Source organism: Chromobacterium alticapitis (genome assembly GCF_002924365.1).
Taxonomy (GTDB): Bacteria; Pseudomonadota; Gammaproteobacteria; order Burkholderiales; family Chromobacteriaceae; genus Chromobacterium; species Chromobacterium alticapitis.
The window spans coordinates 170,138-184,598 of sequence record NZ_PQWB01000017.1 but is presented as its reverse complement, the minus strand read 5'-3'; the positions used below and the strand labels follow the sequence as shown (position 1 = coordinate 184,598).

The following is a 14,461-nucleotide window of genomic DNA, read 5'->3' as shown; positions in this document are numbered from 1 at the left end:
GGCATCCGGCGGAATCAAAATGAAAACGGACGGCCGTCGGGCCGTCCGCTGGGTCGCGCTTACTGGCCTTGGTAGACGATGTCGGCGCGGCGGTTTTCGGCGTAGTCGGCCTCGGAGCTGCCCGTGGCCTTCGGCTTTTCCTTGCCGAAGCTGACGGCTTCCAGCTGCTGTTCCTTCACGCCCAGCACTTCCATGGCGTGCTTGACGCTTTCGGCGCGACGCTGGCCCAGGGCCAGGTTGTATTCGCGGCTGCCGCGGGCGTCGGTATTGCCCTGGATGATCACCTTCTTGTCGCCATGGCCCTTCAGGTAGTCGGAATGGTTGGCCACGGTGGTCTTGCCCGCGCCGTCGACGGCGGAGGAGTCGAAGGCGAAGTACACGCTGCGCTTGGCCAGCGGGCTGTTCGGATCGTTCAGCGGATCCATCGCCACTGCGCTCTGATCGCTGCCGGAGCTCACCGGAGCCTGCGTTTGCGGAGCGGACGCGGCCGGCGCGGCCGGGGCTTCGGCCGGCTTGGTGCTGGCGCAAGCGGCCAGCAAGGTGGCGACTGCAGAAGCAAGGGCGAGTTGTTTCAATTTCATTGTTTGGCTCCCGTTCAAGGATTATTGAATGGACCCCATGCCGGGTCCTGTACATCACCATTAAGCACTGCCAGTTTCACCTTGCTGCTGCCGTCGGCGCTGGCCGCGTACAACACGCTTTGACCGCCAATATCGCTGGAGTACAGCACCATGCGTCCATTGGGCGCGAAGCTGGGGCGCTCACTGTAACTACCATCAGACAATAGACGCGTGTCATTAGTTGCCAGATCTTGCGACATTACGCGGAAATTGCCAGCGGCGCGGCGGATGTAGACCAGGGTCTTGCCGTCCGGAGACACTTTCGGCGAAACGTTGTAGTTACCGTCCCAAGTAACGCGCTGCGCATCCCCGCCGTTTACCGGCACGCGATAGATTTGCGGGCCGCCGCTGCGGTCGGACACGAAGTAAATCATCGAGCCGTCCGGACTGAACGTCGGCTCGGTGTCGATGCCGCCGTTGTACATCAGGCGGCGCGCGGCGCCGCCGGCGGCGTTGATGACGTAAATCTGCGAGTTGCCGCTGGTGGTCAACACCACGGCCAGCCGGCTGCCGTCAGGGCTCCAGGCCGGAGCGGAATTGCTGCCCTTGAAGTTGGCCGCGACGCGGCGCTGGCCGGTGGCCAGGTCCTGCACCCATATCACGGGCTTCTGGCTGGCGAAGGAGACATAGGCGATATGGCGGCCGTCCGGACTCCAGCTCGGCGAGATGATGGGCTCGGTCGAGCGCAGTATGGTCTGGCTGCGCTGGCCGTCCACATCGGAAATCTGCAGCGCGTAGTTGCGGCCGGTTTTCAATACATAGGCCAGCCGGGTGTTGAAGAAGCCCTTCTGCCCGGTGATGGCCTCGTAGATCAGGTCGGCGATCGCGTGCGCCGCCTGGCGGCTGCGGTCCGGCGTCACGGTGAATTCCGCGCCGGCCAGCTGCTTCTGCTGCGACACGTCCATCAGCCGGAAGCTGATCTTGATCTGGCCGCCGCCCGCGTTTTCCACCTTGCCGATGGCGATGGACTGCGCGCCCGCGGCCTGCCACAGCGGGTAGCGGACGTCGGCCGGCTCGAACGGCACGTTGGCGACGGCGGCGGGGTCCACCAGACGGAAGGCGCCGGACAGCGCCAAGTCATTGCGGATCACCGGCGTCAGGTTGCCCTGGGTGGGGCCCTCGTCCTTGAACGGCAGCACGGAAATGGCGTGGCGGTTGGCGCCGCCGCCTATGATCTCAATATTCAGTTCGGCGCGGGCGGCGCCGGCGAGCAGCATCGCCGCCAGCAGCGCGCCCCGCAGCAGGGCTTTCAAACTCGGCATGTTTTCCTCAGTGCATGGTCGCAAACAGCCGCTCAATGCGGCCGGAACGTTAGGGTAAACGTACGGTAGCCATCATTGAAACTGGCTCCGTCCGGCAATTTCGGGAAGGTCTTGGCCTCCCACACCGCGCGCTGCACCGCGTCGTCGTAAGCCGGCACGCCGCTGCTCTTCACCAGCTGCACGGACTTCACCTCCAGCGTCGGCAGCAGCGTCACCCGCAGTTGCGCAGCCGGATTGCCGCTGATGCCGGGCGGGATCTGCACCAGCGGCGTCACCTTGGCCTTGACCTTGTCTATCCAGCCGGCGCTGACGCCGGAGCCGTTGACCGCGCCGCCGGCGATGCCGTTCTTGCTGCCGGCCTGGTCGCTGCGCGCGTTGGGCTTGCCGCTGGTGCGCGTGCTGTCCAGGCTGGACAACAGGTCGTCGGCCTCGTTGTTATAGGCCTTGGCGACGCGGTGGCCCGGCTTGGCCGCGGGCGGCGGCGCGGTCTTGGCGGTTTTCTTCTCCTCAACCGGCTTCGGCTTGGGTTCAGGCTTGGGTTTGGCCTGCTCCGCCGGCTTCGGTTTGGGTTCGGGCTTTTTCGGCTCGGGCTTGGGCTCGTGCTTCTTGGGTTCGGGCTTGGGCGCCTCCGCCGGCTTGGGCTTTTCTTCCCGCTTCGGCTTCGGCGCTTCCTTCTTGCCCAGATTCACCTCGGCCGGCGGCGCGGCGACCACCGCTTGCGGCGCGGGAACAGGCTTGGGCGCCGGGGCCGGCGCGACGGGAACGGGCGCCGTCGCGGGCGGCGGCGGCGCCGTGGTCCACAACTCCAGCGCCAGCGGCGCGGGAGTCGGCGGCGGCGTGGTCTGCAAACCGCCCCACAGCAGCAGGCCGATCACCGCCGCGTGAAACAGCGCGGAGGCGATCACGCTCCACGGGCGCAGCGAGCTGGACGGTTTGGCGTTCATTGCTTGGACGTCTGCTTGACGGTCAGAGCCACGCGCTTGACACCGGCCTGGTGCAGGCGATCGGCTATCCGCACCACCTCGGCGTATTTCAGATTGGCGTCGGCAGAGATAGCCACCGGCCGCTGCTCGGCGCCTACGCGCTCTTTCAACTGGCTGGCCAGGTCGTCCAGCGAGTCGACGCGGCTCTTCTGCTCGCCGTCTATCAACTCTATCTTGCCGGCGGCGTCCACCGTAACCTCCAGCGGCCGCACGTCGATAGCGGGCGCCTCGGATACGCTGGGCACGTCGATGACCCCGGGCGTGAACATCGGGGCGGTAACCATGAATATCACCAGCAAGACCAGCATCACGTCGATATAGGGCACGACGTTCATCTGGTTCATCTGGCGGCGGGGACGGCGATTCAGCATGACGGATACGGGCTCGGCTCGGTCAAACGGTCATCATAGCATCGTCACTTCATAACGATGCTGAGGCCAAAAGGTTTCAGAGTGTTTGCGATGCGGTAAGTTCTGCCGCCGCTATGCGCGCCGGGTGCACAGCGTCAGGCCGTCGCCTATGGGCAGCACGCACATCTGCACGCGCGGATCGGCCTTGAGGCTGGCGTTGAAGGCATGCACCAAGTGCACGCCGGGCGGATCTTCCGGCTTCGGCTCCACCACGCGGCCGGACAGGAAAATATTATCGATGGCGATGACGCCGCCGGGACGCACCAGTTGCAGGCAGGCTTCGTAGTAGTCGCGGTAGCTCGGCTTGTCGGCGTCGATGAAAGCGAGGTCGAAGCTGCCGGCCCGGCCTTCGTCCAGAAGCTGGCGCAAAGTGGCCAAGGCCGGCTGCAGCCGCAGGTCGATGCGCGCCGCCACGCCGGCCTTCTCCCAGTATTCCCGCGCGATGGCGGTGAAAGTTTCGCTGACGTCGCAAGCCACCACCGCGCCATCCTCCGGCATGGCCAGCGCCACGGTCAAGGCGCTGTAGCCGGTGAATACGCCGATCTCCAGATAGCGGCGCGCGCCTATCAGCTTGGCCAGCCAGCCCATGAACTGGCCCTGGTCCGGCGAAATCTGCATCTTGGCCAGCCGGTGGCCGGCGGTGAATTCGCGCAGCTCGCGCTGCGCCGGATGCTCGGTGACGGAAATATCGAACAGATAGGCGGAAAGGGCGCTGTCTAGCGCCACGGTGTGGCGGGTCATATTCGGACTTCCAGAATGACAAAACGCCCGCGAGGGGCGTTGGAGGCGAACCGGCCGGCGCTTATTCCGGCTGGTAGACGTAAGGCTTCTGCGGCACGCTGGATTCTTTCCAGCGGCGCTGATCGTCCAGGCTGACCTCGCGGTCCCACAGCGTCAGGCGCAGTTCGCGGCGCTCGCTGTCCACTTCCGGATGCTGCTCCAGGAAGCCGTTCATGAATTTGGTGAATTCGGACTGGTACATCGTCCCTACCCCTGATGGATGGATCGCGATAGTTTAAACGAATATGGCGGCCGCCGCCACGCCGCGTCACGGCTTCTCCTCTTCCCGCAACAGGCACTCGATGCGCCTATCCGGCGCCAGCCACATCAAAGCCACCGCCAGATACAGCGCGCCGGCCAGCCAGGCATGCCACCAGGCGGCGGCGATCGCCAGCAAGTAGACCGCCGGCGACACCTTGCCCTTGATGTCGCCGCCCAGCGCCTCGGACAAGCGGGTGCGATTGCCAGGCAGGCACAGCAAGGCCTGCTGCATGATCCACCAGGCGATGGAGCACATCAGCAGCACCATGCCGTACAGCGCCACCGGCAGCGCCGCGTAATGGTTCTGCCCCATCCAGCCGGTGACGAAGGGAATCAGCGACAGCCAAAACAACAGGTGCAGATTGGCCCATAGCACGCGGCCGTCCACGCGCTGCGCGGCGTGGTAGAAATGGTGGTGGTTGTTCCAGTAGATGCCCACATAGACGAAGCTGAGCAGATAGCTCAGAAAAACCGGCAACAATGGCGCCAGCGCCCGCCAGTCCGTGCCCTGCGGCACTTTCAGCTCCAGCACCATGATGGTGATGATGATGGCGATCACGCCGTCGCTGAAAGCCTCCAACCTGCTCTTGCCCATGATCTGCTCCTATCGTTCCGCCTCCGCCGCCCGATGATAGGGCAAGCGGATGCGAGTATGGTAGCGCTGGCCGCGCCGCGCCGCCTCGAGGCTGGCCTCGGCGTCGAAGAACAGGTCCAGCCGCTCGCGCAGATTGGACAAGGCCATGCCGCTGCCCGCTCGCTCCGGTTCCGGCCCATCCGGCATGGGATTATCCAGCGTCAGTTCGAGCTGCCCCCCGGCCAGCCTGGCCGCCACGACGATCTCCACTTCGCCGGCCATGCGCTCCGCGCCGTGATAGACGGCGTTCTCCACCAGCGGTTGCAGGATCAGCGGCGGCAACACGGCGTCCAGCGGCGCGTCCAGCCGCCAGCTGACTTTCAGCCGCGGCCCCAGGCGCTCGGACTCTATCGCCAGATACATCCGGGCCAGCTCCACCTCGCGCGCCAGCGTGGACGCGCGCGCCGGGTCCGCCATCTGGGCGCGGAATAGCTCGGCCAGATTTTCCAGCACGCCTTCGGCCCGCTCCGGCCGCAGCCGGATCAAGGCGATCGCCGCGTTCAGGCTGTTGAACAGAAAATGCGGCCGGATGCGGGCCTGCAGCGCCGTCAGCCTCGCCTCGGCCAGCGCCGGCGACAGCGCCCGCTGCCGCAGCGACAGGTAGTGCAACAGCACCCCGCCCGCCAGCATGGCCAGCAGCGGCGCGCTCCAGGGCTGGCTCAGCGTGTCGCGCAGCTGCCACTGGCACAGCGCGAAGCTGCCGCCTATCAGCGCCAGCGCCCAGCACGCGCCCAGCACGCGCCGCGCCAGCCAAGGGCTGGACAAGGCCAGCAGGGCCAGCGCCAGCAAGCTGCCGGGCACCAGGGCCAGCGCGGCCCGCAACCAGCGCCACATCGGTTCGGCCTCGCCCGCCGCCAGCAAACCATCGGCCAGCAGCAGCGACAGCGGCAGCAGCAAAATACGCAGCATCACGCCCAGATTGCGGAAATCCGGCAGCGCCAGAAACGGGTATCGGCCCATAGATTTCACCTCGCGGTTATCCAGCGGGCGATTGAGATGCATCAAGACAGATCATGGGAAAACATTTCGCCCGGTGTATAACTTTAAGGAAAGCCGATCCGAGGTCAATCCACCATGAAAGCCTTGCTGGCGCTACTATTGTCGCTATGCTGCTGGGCCGCGCCCGCGCCGGCCGCCGAACTGCTGATCTCCACCGGCGAATACGCGCCGTGGTGCGGCGAACAGCTGCCCGAGTTCGGCTTCGTCAGCCGCGTGGTGAAAGAAGCGTTCTCCCGCGAAGGCGTGCAGGTGCGCTTTCGCTTCATGCCCTGGGCCCGGGCGCTGGAAGCCCTGCGCAATGGCGATGTGCAGGCCAGTTCGTTCTGGTTCGACGACCCGGCAAAGGCCAAGGAATTTCTGTATAGCGCCTCTATCTCCGAGCACCGCGAACTGCTGTTCCGCCGTAAGGACTTGGCCATGCCGCGCTGGCGCAAATTGCGCGATCTGAGCAACCTGCGCTTCGGCGCCACCCGCAGCTACACCTATACCGCGGAATTCCGCCAATTGATGCAACAGGGCGCGCTGTCGGTGGAGGAGGCCAACGATGACAAGACCAATCTGCTGAAACTGTTGGCCGGCCGCATCGAACTGTTCCCGATAGACGAATTCACCGGCTGGCAGCTGCTGGCCTCCCACGCCTTTCCGCCCGGCGCGCGCGACCTGATCACCACCGAGGAGAAGGCGTTCAGCATCCATTACGGCCACCTGCTGATGCAGCGCTCCCCGCGCAACGAGCAGCTGATGACTCAGTTCAACGCCGGCCTGGCCAAGCTGCGCGCCGACGGCACGCTGGACCGCTTCAAGCTGGATCTGTACCGCGGCAGCGGCACTGGACAATAGACCGCCGCTGATCCAACGCAAACCGCGGCGATTGCTGCGGTTTTCCCCGCTTTACATCCTCCCGCCCCGGGGCATACGGTCAACGCTTTGGCCTCCTCGCCTCGAGCGCCTCCTTGTCATATTCCTTACATCCGCTTCCGCTTCAATCAAGACAGGGCTTTGGAAACGCGCCCCTGGCCAGTCTGTCAGACGATATACGGTAGCCAATATATGGCTTGCATAATGCACTGCAGCATGCTTTTAATATTTTTCAAACCGCCGTACGACGCCGCCGCGCACGGCCGTTACAAAATCCTGATTTCCCTATCCATTCGCAGGAGATTCTCAGATGCACATCGCCATTCCAGCTGAAAGGCTGGCCGGAGAGCACCGTGTCGCGGCCACGCCGGAAACGGTGAAAAAGCTGGTCGCCGCCGGCCACGCCGTTTCGGTGCAGGCCGGCGCGGGCCTGGCCGCCGCCATCCCGGACGCCGCCTACCGCGACGCCGGCGCCAGCGTCGTCGACGCGCGCCAGCCGCTGCTGGCCAACGCCGACATCACGCTGTGCGTGCGCCAGCCGGAGGCCGACGACATCGCCTCGCTGAAGCCCGGCTCGACCTTGATCGGCATGTTGTCGCCCTACCACAACCCGCTGCTGCCGCAACTGGCGGCGCGCGGCGTCTCCGCCTTCGCGCTGGAGCTGCTGCCGCGCACCACGCGGGCGCAGAGCATGGACGTGCTGTCCAGCCAGAACAATATCGCCGGCTACAAGGCGGTGCTGCTGGCCTGCCAGTTCTATCCGCGCTTCATGCCCATGCTGATGACGGCCGCCGGCACGGTGAAGGCCGCCCGCGCGCTGGTGCTGGGCGTGGGCGTGGCCGGCCTGCAGGCCATCGCCACCGCCAAGCGCCTGGGCGCGGTGGTGGAGGCCTACGACGTACGCCCCGCCACCCGCGAGCAGGTAGAGTCCTTGGGCGCCAAGTTCGTCGAAATGCCGATGAGCGAGGAAGAGAAGGCCGCCAGCTCCGGCGTCTACGCCCGCGAGATGACGCCCGAGTTCCTAGCGCGGCAGAACGAACTGCTGGCCGCGCGCGCCGCCGCCGCGGACATCGTCATCACCACCGCCCTGATTCCGGGCAAACCGGCGCCGCGCCTCTTGTCCGCCGCCGCCGTGGCCGGCATGAAGCCGGGCTCTGTCATCGTGGACCTGGCGGCCGAGGCCGGCGGCAACTGCGAGCTGACCCGCGCCGGCGAGGCCCGCCTGTCCGACAACGGCGTGCATCTGGTGGGTTTGACCAATCTTCCGGCCATGCTGGCGGCGGACGCTTCCAGCCTGTACGCGCGCAATCTGCTGACCTTCCTCGGCCTCTTGCTGGCCCCGGAAGGACTGAAGCTGGACCTGGACGACGACATCGTCGCCGCCACCCTGGTCGCGCACCAGGGCGAACAGCGCTTCGGCGCGTCCGCCAAGCCGGCCGCCGCCGCCCAAACCGACAAGGAGCCGCACCATGGTTGATCCCTTCCTCACCAGCCTCACCATCTTCGTGCTGGCCGTCTTCGTCGGCTACCACGTGGTATGGAACGTCACGCCGGCGCTGCACACCCCGCTGATGGCGGTGACCAACGCCATCTCCGGCATCATCATCGTCGGCGCCATGCTGCAGGTGGTAGACATCAATGGCCAGCAGATCACCCTCACCTCGGTGCTGGGCGCCATCGCCATCTTCCTGGCCAGCATCAATATCTTCGGCGGCTTCCTGGTCACCCAACGCATGCTGGACATGTTCAAGAAAAAGAGCAGAGGGTAAACGATGCAGAACCTATCCGCAGTTCTCTATCTCGTCGCCGCCGTGTTGTTCATCCTGGCGCTGAAGGGCTTATCCAGCCCGGCCTCGGCGCGGCGCGGCAATCTGTACGGCATCGTCGGCATGGCCATCGCCGTGCTCACCACCTTGCTGATCCTGGACAAGCCGGTGCTGGCGCTGATCGCCGGCGCCATCGCCGCCGGCGCGGTGATAGGCGGCTGGAAGGCGCGCACGGTGGAAATGACCGGCATGCCGGAACTGGTGGCCGCCATGCACTCGCTGGTGGGCCTGTCCGCCGTGCTGATCGCCGTCGCCGCCATCTTCCATCAGGGCGTGTCGCACACCCCGGTGCAGAAGGTGGAGCTGTTCATCGGCGCCTTCATCGGCGCCATCACCTTCACCGCCTCGGTCATCGCCTACGGCAAGCTGTCCGGCCGCTTCGGCGCCAAAGCCGTCAGTTTCTCCGGCCAGCACTTGCTGAACCTGATCCTGGCGCTGGCCATGGTCGGCTTCGGCATCGCCTATTTCGCCACAGACAGCCAGGCGGCCTTCCTCGCCATGCTAGCGGTGGCCCTGGTGCTGGGCGTGACGCTGATCATCCCCATCGGCGGCGCCGACATGCCGGTGGTGGTGTCCATGCTGAACAGCTACTCCGGCTGGGCGGCGGCCGGCATCGGCTTCACTTTGAACAACCCGGTGCTGATCATCGCCGGCGCCTGCGTCGGCGCATCCGGCGCCATCCTGTCCTACATCATGTGCAAGGCGATGAATCGCTCCATCGTCAGCGTGCTCCTGGGCGGCTTCGGCGCGGAAACGGCGGCCGGCCCGGCGGCGGGCGGCGGCGCGGCCAAGCCCTACAAGGCCGGCAGCGCCGAGGACGCGGCCTTCCTGATGGCCAACGCCGACCAGGTAGTCATCGTGCCGGGCTATGGCCTGGCGGTGTCGCGCGCCCAGCACGCGCTGCAGGAGTTCGCCGAGCTGCTGCATGAAAAGGGCGTCAACGTGCGCTACGCCATCCACCCGGTGGCGGGCCGCATGCCGGGCCATATGAACGTGCTGCTGGCCGAGGCCGAAGTGCCGTACGAACACGTGCTGGAAATGGAGGAAATCAACGCCGACTTCTCCACCACCGACGTGGTGCTGGTGATAGGCGCCAACGACGTGGTCAACCCGGCGGCGCAGAAGGACAAGGCCAGCCCGATCTACGGCATGCCCATCCTGGAAGCGCACAAGGCGCGCAACGTGATCGTGGTCAAACGCTCGATGAACGCCGGCTACGCCGGTCTGGACAACGAGCTGTTTTACATGGATAAAACCATGATGGTCTTCGGCGACGCCAAAAAAGTGGTGGAAGACCTGCTGAAAAACGCCGTACATTGACGACGCCGCCCGCGGTCCGCAACGCCCGCCGCAGGCGGGCGTTTCGCTTTCTTCGCTCGATAAGAACAGGAGACCGCATGCCCTCCCTCAGCGCCCTTCTCGTCAGCGGCAGCATGATGCTGCCGACCCAGGCCCTGCCCGATCTGCAACACACCGAGTGGCGGCTGCAGTCGCCAGCCAAATCCGCGCCGCTGCCCACATTGAGCATCGCCGACAACCGCATCAGCGGCTTCGCCGGCTGCAACCGTTTCACGCTGGGCATAGACGAAGAAGGCCGGCATCAGGTCGCAAGCACCCGCATGGCATGCGCGCCTGAGGTGATGCAGCGCGAACAGGCGCTGCTGAAGCTGCTGGGCGCGCCGTTCCGGCTGCTGCCGTCCGAAAACCGGCAGTATCTGACCTTGAAAGCCGGCAAGGCCGAATACCGCTTCGAGCGAGTCAACGACGCTGCGACGGCCGCGCCGCCGCCGGCAGCGCAGGCAGCCAAGCCCGCGCAAGCCGCGCTGCGCCTAGAAGCCGGCGAACAATACTGGTACGTCAGCAGCGCGCATTGCGAAACCGGCGCCTGCCTGCGGCTGCGCGGCCGCGAAGACCAGCCCTGGCTCAGCTACGCCGGCGCGATATCGGGTTTCCAGCCGCAGCCGGGACACAGCTACTACCTGAAACTGCAGGGCGAGCCGGCCGCCGACGGCGGACATCCTACGCTGCAGCTGGTCAAGGTGATCTACCAGGAAACAGTGAGCCCGCTGGCGGACTGAGGGAACCGCGGCCAGCCCGCGGCGTCCTATCCTATTTACATTAGGAAGACATGATGCACCATCGCCTGATTCTGCCGGCGCTGGCCGCCGCCGCGCTGGCCGGCTGCGCCGCCACGCCCTCCGCCCCTGTCGCCAACGCGCTCACCTTGCCCCAGCTCAAGGGCGAATGGCGCCAAATCGATGGTGGCCCCGCCGCCGCCAAGTTGCAGATCGACGAGCAGCGCCTGTCCATCCGCGCCGGCTGCAACGGCATGTTCGGCCCGGCCGCGCTGACGGACGGCAAGCTCAGTGCCAAGCCGCTGGCCGCCACCATGATGATGTGCCCGCCGGAGGCGATGCAGCGCGACGCCGCGCTGAGCCGCCAACTGGAAGCCGGCATGCCGGTCAAGCTGGAGCAAGGCCGGTTGCTGCTAGGCGAGGGCAAGGACGCCATGCGCTTCGAGAAGCTGCCGCAGGGCGAGATCAAGTTCATCTACGTCGCCGCCGAGCGCAAGCCGTGCAGCGGCGTCGCCCCGATGCAGTGCCTGCAAGTGCGCGACGACAAATCCAAACCGTGGCAGCTGCATTACGGCGAGATCGAAGGCTTCCAGCCCGAGCCGGGCGTGGCCTATCGCCTGCGCATCAAGGAAGTGAAGGTGGACAATCCGCCGGCCGACGCGTCGTCGCTGCGCTGGATTCTGGACATGGTGGTGGAGCAGGAAGTGGTGAAGAAGCCCTGAGGAACGATTCAATCATAATCATCGCGCCGCGGGCAAGGCCTATGGCCTGCCCGCCCTACCCGCCTTGGCATGGGCGTGAGCATGCCAATCGGGAGCGATTTGAATCGCGATTCCACCCACGGAATGACACCGCCGTAGGGCGGGCTGGCCCCTGGCCTTGCCCGCCCCACCCATGACGGCATCGGGTAAGAGCCATCGGCGTTTGTTCGATCCAAAAGCTCATCGCGCCGCGGGCAAGGCCTGTGGCCTATCCGCCCTACCCGCCTTGGCATGGGCGTGAGCATGCCAATCGCGTGGCGATTTGAATCGCGATTCCGCCCAAGGAATGACACCCGCCGTAGGGCGGGCAGGCCCCTGGTCTTGCCCGCGCCACCCATGACGGCATGGCGCGATTGGCGCGTCCAAGACCGGCACCGCCGCCCCGCTCTGCTACAATCGCGGCATTGAATTTGCAGGAGGCCGCCATGAGCCTGATTCCCGAAATCAAACCCCAGCAATCGCTGGAGCTGCTCAAAGAGCTGCACATCCTCACCCGCGACGGCAAGATCAACCAGGACACCCGCCGCAAACTGAAGCAGGTTTACCACCTGTACCAGTTCATCGAGCCGTTGATGGCCGACGTGCTGGACAAGAAAGGCGCGATGACGCTGGCCGACCACGGCGCCGGCAAGTCCTACCTCGGCTTCATCCTGTACGACCTGTTCCTGAAGGACAAAGGCGCCGGGCATGTCTACGGCGTGGAAACGCGGCAGGAGCTGGTGGACAAGTCGCGCGAGCTGGCCGACCGCCTGGGCTTCGAGCGCATGGGCTTTCTGAACCTGACGGTGGCGCAGTCGATCACCTCGACCGAGCTGCCGGAACAGGTAGACATCATCACCGCGCTGCACGCCTGCAACACCGCCACCGACGACGCCATCCGCTTCGCGCTGGCCAAGGACGCCCAGTACATCGTGCTGGTGCCGTGCTGCCAGGCCGAGGTGGCGTCGGTGCTGCGGCAGAAGAAGAACGAGACTTTCGGCAAGACGCCGCTGTCCGAGCTGTGGCGCCACCCCATCCACACCCGCGAGTTCGGCAGCCAGCTGACCAATGTGCTGCGCTGCCTGCAACTGGAAGCGCGCGGCTACCAGCTGACCGTCACCGAACTGGTCGGCTGGGAGCACTCGATGAAGAACGAGCTGATCATCGCCAAGAAGACCGGCAAGGGCAAGAGCAGCGCCCGCGAACGCCAGCTGGCCATTCTGGACGAACTGAATCTGATGGACCTGCGCGAGCGCTTCGCCTACTAAGCTGCCGGCTGCTACAACCTGAAGCGCGCGGTCACGCCCTGCAAGGCGTGCGACAAGGCGTTCAGCTCGCTGGAGGTCGTGGCCAGCTCCTCGACGGTGGCGCTGTTGGACTCCGCCATCTGCGACACCTGCTCCATATTCTGCGCCAGGCTCAGGCTGGCGGTGCGCTGTTCGCCCAGCGCGCCGGTGATATTGCCTATGGTGCCGACGATGGAACGGGTGCTGCTTTCGATCTCGTCCATGGAGGAGCTGGCCTCGCGCGCGCTGCCGCTCACCGCGTCCACGCTGGCCAGGCTCTGCTCCATGCTGCCCACCACCTTCTCCACGCCTTGCTGGATGGCGGTGATCATCAAGGTGATTTCCCGCGCGGAACTGGCTGTGCGCTCGGCCAGCTTGCGCACTTCATCCGCCACCACGGCGAAACCGCGGCCCATCTCGCCGGCGCGCGCGGCCTCGATCGCCGCATTCAGCGCCAGCAGATTGGTCTGATCCGCCACGTCGCGGATCACCGTGACGATATTGCCTATCCGCTGCACCTCCCCGGTCAGCACGCGCATCTCCTCCGACGTGGCCGCCACCGCCTCGCTGACTGACTGGATCTTGCCGACCGAGGCCTGCACCGCGTGCCCGCCGCGATAGGCCAAATCCCCCGCGTCCTTGGCCTGGCGCGAGGCCTGGTCGGAATTGTCCGCCACGTGGTTGATGCTGACGGTCAGTTGCTCGATCGTGGCCGCCGCCTCCGCCGTCGCTTCGGATTGGCGCTGCGCGCCGGTGGCCACTTGCTGCGCCATGCTGGCCAGCTCGTGAGCGGAGTCGGACACCTGATTGGCGTTGCCCTGAATGGCGGATACCACCTCGCGCAGGCCTTGCCGCATGTTCTGGATATTGCGGGCGATCTCCATCGCCTCGTCGCGCGAAGGCTGCAGCGGCTCGTCCGCACCGGACAGGTCGCCCTGCTGGATATGCTGGACCAGGGCGACTGACTTGCGCAGCGGCGTGGTGACCAGATTGGCTATGGTCAGCGCGATGGCCACCGCCACCAGCAAAGCCACGCCAGACGAAATCAACATGATGTTCACCGCCTGGCTGTGGGCCGCCCGGCTGTCTTCCACCGCCTGCTGCACCTTGTCATTTTCATAAGCCGTCAACTCGTTCAGCGTCTGCAAAAAAGCTTCGTTGGCGGGAATGAAGTTTTTCTGCAGAAACGCCTGCGCCTCGGCGTCCTTGTCGCCTCGGATCAGCGCATACAACGGCGCGTACTGTTCGGACAACTGATGGCGGGTCTGCATCACGCGCCCGAAAATCTCGCGTCCCTTGGCCGCCACCAGCACTTTGTCCAGCTGATTCAAGCTGTCTGTATTCTGCGCGCGCAGCGCCTCCACTTGAGTAATGGCGGTTTCTATGGCCTGCGGCGTGCTGGCCATGATGGCGTCCCGCGTTTGCGCGCCTATCTTGAATGTGGTCAACACCACGCCGCTGGCCAAAGCGGCTTTGGGATAGCGGTTCTCGGTGATTTCCGCCTGCTTGGCCTGTATCGCATTCAACTTGAGAACCGCGGTGAATACGATGGCGATCAGAATCAGGATCAACAGGCCGTAGCCCAACAGCAGCTTTTGTTTGACTGAGAATTGCGACAGCATCAGTGCTCTCCCGGGCAGCCGCGCGCGCAAGCGGAGTCCATCCAGTCCGATCAATAGTTTACGCGCGCCATGGCTGAAAAATAGACCTTGCCCGAACGATGCGCA

At 65.4% G+C, this 14,461-nt stretch carries 16 protein-coding genes; 7 read left to right on the top strand and 9 right to left on the bottom strand.

All coding sequences use genetic code 11. From position 1 onward, the window contains the following. Positions 1 to 59: 59 nt before the first annotated feature. From pal to C2I19_RS04670, 8 genes are all read right to left on the bottom strand, one after another. A complete protein-coding gene (pal, locus tag C2I19_RS04705; RefSeq protein WP_103901557.1) occupies positions 60 to 581 on the bottom strand; it encodes a peptidoglycan-associated lipoprotein Pal in 522 nt (173 codons plus the stop codon). Positions 582 to 595: 14 nt separating this feature from the next. Beyond that, positions 596 to 1,882: a Tol-Pal system beta propeller repeat protein TolB gene (tolB, locus tag C2I19_RS04700; RefSeq protein ID WP_103901556.1), complete on the bottom strand. Its 1,287-nt coding sequence runs from the start codon at positions 1,880 to 1,882 to the stop codon at positions 596 to 598. Positions 1,883 to 1,914: 32 nt separating this feature from the next. After that, positions 1,915 to 2,826, bottom strand: a complete 912-nt coding sequence (tolA, locus tag C2I19_RS04695; protein WP_103901555.1) for a cell envelope integrity protein TolA — start codon at positions 2,824 to 2,826, stop codon at positions 1,915 to 1,917. Continuing rightward, positions 2,823 to 3,236 carry a biopolymer transporter ExbD gene (locus tag C2I19_RS04690; protein ID WP_103901554.1) on the bottom strand — a complete coding sequence of 138 codons (414 nt, stop codon included), beginning with the start codon at positions 3,234 to 3,236 and terminating at the stop codon, positions 2,823 to 2,825. The genes tolA and C2I19_RS04690 overlap by 4 nt, the downstream gene beginning before the upstream one ends. A 111-nt stretch (positions 3,237 to 3,347) precedes the next feature. Then, complete coding sequence (locus tag C2I19_RS04685; protein WP_103901553.1) at positions 3,348 to 4,016, bottom strand: class I SAM-dependent methyltransferase; 669 nt, start codon at positions 4,014 to 4,016, stop codon at positions 3,348 to 3,350. Positions 4,017 to 4,077: 61 nt separating this feature from the next. Continuing rightward, on the bottom strand, positions 4,078 to 4,257 hold the full coding sequence (locus C2I19_RS04680) for a DUF3460 family protein (RefSeq protein ID WP_103901552.1): 180 nt from the start codon (positions 4,255 to 4,257) through the stop codon (positions 4,078 to 4,080). Positions 4,258 to 4,323: 66 nt separating this feature from the next. Continuing rightward, positions 4,324 to 4,911: a TMEM175 family protein gene (locus C2I19_RS04675; RefSeq protein WP_103901551.1), complete on the bottom strand. Its 588-nt coding sequence runs from the start codon at positions 4,909 to 4,911 to the stop codon at positions 4,324 to 4,326. 9 nt (positions 4,912 to 4,920) lie between these two features. Further along, positions 4,921 to 5,910, bottom strand: a complete 990-nt coding sequence (locus C2I19_RS04670; protein ID WP_158253638.1) for a sensor histidine kinase — start codon at positions 5,908 to 5,910, stop codon at positions 4,921 to 4,923. Positions 5,911 to 6,024: 114 nt separating this feature from the next. Between C2I19_RS04670 and C2I19_RS04665 the strand changes: the two genes are divergently transcribed. The 7 genes from C2I19_RS04665 (at position 6,025) to C2I19_RS04635 (ending at position 12,716) form a co-directional block, all read left to right on the top strand. Beyond that, on the top strand, positions 6,025 to 6,789 hold the full coding sequence (locus tag C2I19_RS04665; protein WP_103901549.1) for a substrate-binding periplasmic protein: 765 nt from the start codon (positions 6,025 to 6,027) through the stop codon (positions 6,787 to 6,789). A 328-nt stretch (positions 6,790 to 7,117) separates the two neighbouring features. Then, positions 7,118 to 8,284 (top strand): Re/Si-specific NAD(P)(+) transhydrogenase subunit alpha, encoded by a 1,167-nt coding sequence (locus C2I19_RS04660; RefSeq protein WP_103901548.1) that lies wholly within the window; start codon positions 7,118 to 7,120, stop codon positions 8,282 to 8,284. Further along, positions 8,277 to 8,576 carry a proton-translocating transhydrogenase family protein gene (locus C2I19_RS04655; protein ID WP_103901547.1) on the top strand — a complete coding sequence of 100 codons (300 nt, stop codon included), beginning with the start codon at positions 8,277 to 8,279 and terminating at the stop codon, positions 8,574 to 8,576. The genes C2I19_RS04660 and C2I19_RS04655 overlap by 8 nt, the downstream gene beginning before the upstream one ends. A gap of 3 nt (positions 8,577 to 8,579) precedes the next feature. Then, positions 8,580 to 9,953: an NAD(P)(+) transhydrogenase (Re/Si-specific) subunit beta gene (locus C2I19_RS04650; protein ID WP_103901546.1), complete on the top strand. Its 1,374-nt coding sequence runs from the start codon at positions 8,580 to 8,582 to the stop codon at positions 9,951 to 9,953. A gap of 77 nt (positions 9,954 to 10,030) precedes the next feature. Beyond that, a complete protein-coding gene (locus C2I19_RS04645) occupies positions 10,031 to 10,711 on the top strand; it encodes an META domain-containing protein (RefSeq protein WP_103901545.1) in 681 nt (226 codons plus the stop codon). Positions 10,712 to 10,761: 50 nt separating this feature from the next. Continuing rightward, complete coding sequence (locus C2I19_RS04640; RefSeq protein ID WP_103901544.1) at positions 10,762 to 11,430, top strand: META and DUF4377 domain-containing protein; 669 nt, start codon at positions 10,762 to 10,764, stop codon at positions 11,428 to 11,430. Between the two features lie 464 nt (positions 11,431 to 11,894). Further along, positions 11,895 to 12,716, top strand: a complete 822-nt coding sequence (locus C2I19_RS04635; RefSeq protein WP_103901543.1) for a class I SAM-dependent methyltransferase — start codon at positions 11,895 to 11,897, stop codon at positions 12,714 to 12,716. Between the two features lie 11 nt (positions 12,717 to 12,727). Here C2I19_RS04635 and C2I19_RS04630 read toward each other — a convergent pair whose 3' ends face one another. Further along, positions 12,728 to 14,356 carry a methyl-accepting chemotaxis protein gene (locus tag C2I19_RS04630; protein ID WP_103901542.1) on the bottom strand — a complete coding sequence of 543 codons (1,629 nt, stop codon included), beginning with the start codon at positions 14,354 to 14,356 and terminating at the stop codon, positions 12,728 to 12,730. Positions 14,357 to 14,461: the final 105 nt, after the last annotated feature.

Excerpts from the sequence above, each read along its gene's own strand:
- pal (WP_103901557.1), bottom strand. The coding sequence starts at position 581 with ATGAAATTGAAACAACTCGCCCTTGCTTCTGCAGTCGCCACCTTGCTG.
- tolB (WP_103901556.1), bottom strand. The coding sequence starts at position 1,882 with ATGCCGAGTTTGAAAGCCCTGCTGCGGGGCGCGCTGCTGGCGGCGATG.
- tolA (WP_103901555.1), bottom strand. The coding sequence starts at position 2,826 with ATGAACGCCAAACCGTCCAGCTCGCTGCGCCCGTGGAGCGTGATCGCC.
- C2I19_RS04690 (WP_103901554.1), bottom strand. The coding sequence starts at position 3,236 with ATGCTGAATCGCCGTCCCCGCCGCCAGATGAACCAGATGAACGTCGTG.
- C2I19_RS04685 (WP_103901553.1), bottom strand. The coding sequence starts at position 4,016 with ATGACCCGCCACACCGTGGCGCTAGACAGCGCCCTTTCCGCCTATCTG.
- C2I19_RS04680 (WP_103901552.1), bottom strand. The coding sequence starts at position 4,257 with ATGTACCAGTCCGAATTCACCAAATTCATGAACGGCTTCCTGGAGCAG.
- C2I19_RS04675 (WP_103901551.1), bottom strand. The coding sequence starts at position 4,911 with ATGGGCAAGAGCAGGTTGGAGGCTTTCAGCGACGGCGTGATCGCCATC.
- C2I19_RS04670 (WP_158253638.1), bottom strand. The coding sequence starts at position 5,910 with ATGGGCCGATACCCGTTTCTGGCGCTGCCGGATTTCCGCAATCTGGGC.
- C2I19_RS04665 (WP_103901549.1), top strand. The coding sequence starts at position 6,025 with ATGAAAGCCTTGCTGGCGCTACTATTGTCGCTATGCTGCTGGGCCGCG.
- C2I19_RS04660 (WP_103901548.1), top strand. The coding sequence starts at position 7,118 with ATGCACATCGCCATTCCAGCTGAAAGGCTGGCCGGAGAGCACCGTGTC.
- C2I19_RS04655 (WP_103901547.1), top strand. The coding sequence starts at position 8,277 with ATGGTTGATCCCTTCCTCACCAGCCTCACCATCTTCGTGCTGGCCGTC.
- C2I19_RS04650 (WP_103901546.1), top strand. The coding sequence starts at position 8,580 with ATGCAGAACCTATCCGCAGTTCTCTATCTCGTCGCCGCCGTGTTGTTC.
- C2I19_RS04645 (WP_103901545.1), top strand. The coding sequence starts at position 10,031 with ATGCCCTCCCTCAGCGCCCTTCTCGTCAGCGGCAGCATGATGCTGCCG.
- C2I19_RS04640 (WP_103901544.1), top strand. The coding sequence starts at position 10,762 with ATGATGCACCATCGCCTGATTCTGCCGGCGCTGGCCGCCGCCGCGCTG.
- C2I19_RS04635 (WP_103901543.1), top strand. The coding sequence starts at position 11,895 with ATGAGCCTGATTCCCGAAATCAAACCCCAGCAATCGCTGGAGCTGCTC.
- C2I19_RS04630 (WP_103901542.1), bottom strand. The coding sequence starts at position 14,356 with ATGCTGTCGCAATTCTCAGTCAAACAAAAGCTGCTGTTGGGCTACGGC.